Raw genomic sequence first — 536 nt, forward strand, 5'->3', positions numbered from 1 at the left:
GAATCCAGCGACATTTCAAGACAACTACAAATTCATGAAGTTCTGTTACGAACTCAGAAGTACTTTTATTCATGGAAATTGCAATGCCTCAATCGAGGAAATAGACAAAAAGATTTCAAGAAAACAGCGCAAATGGGGTGAGCCGCCATTGACCTTTAGACTTCTCATCCATAGATTAAACTCTGATGTAAAAGACATTATACAATTGGTTCTTTTAGAAAACAAAAACAAGGAGGACTTATTTCACGCGCTGAATTCACGAGGTGTTGATCCAAATAAGAATTATGAAGGTGCAAAATATGGCCTCAATCTTTATTAGATAAATTTACTTAGCTAGACCATGACCACAGAGGAATTAAAGGATTTACCAGGATTAGAAAAAGTCCAAAAAGGAATTCAGCGATTAGAAAATGTTGCCTGGCCAGAGTATGATCGGAAAATGAAACCTGATCAGTATGTGAAAAGAGTAAGTAAGATTATTACCCAAGAATTTAATTTGCTCCCCAGCGTTCTGAAAACCCTTGCCCCGAATGAAT

The 536-nt window shown here is 36.6% G+C and carries 2 protein-coding genes; both read left to right on the forward strand.

Translation table 11 applies throughout. The annotated features are described in order from the left end of the window. The coding region (locus ACRHNM_RS16190; protein ID WP_431137678.1) for a hypothetical protein at window positions 1–319 on the forward strand (319 nt) is incomplete at its 5' end. Between the two features lie 21 nt (window positions 320–340). Beyond that, window positions 341–536, forward strand: a 196-nt coding sequence (locus ACRHNM_RS16195) for a hypothetical protein (protein WP_431137679.1), incomplete at its 3' end; no start/stop codon positions are given.

Source organism: Psychroserpens mesophilus, from assembly GCF_050617655.1.
Classification (GTDB): domain Bacteria; phylum Bacteroidota; class Bacteroidia; order Flavobacteriales; family Flavobacteriaceae; genus Psychroserpens; species Psychroserpens mesophilus_A.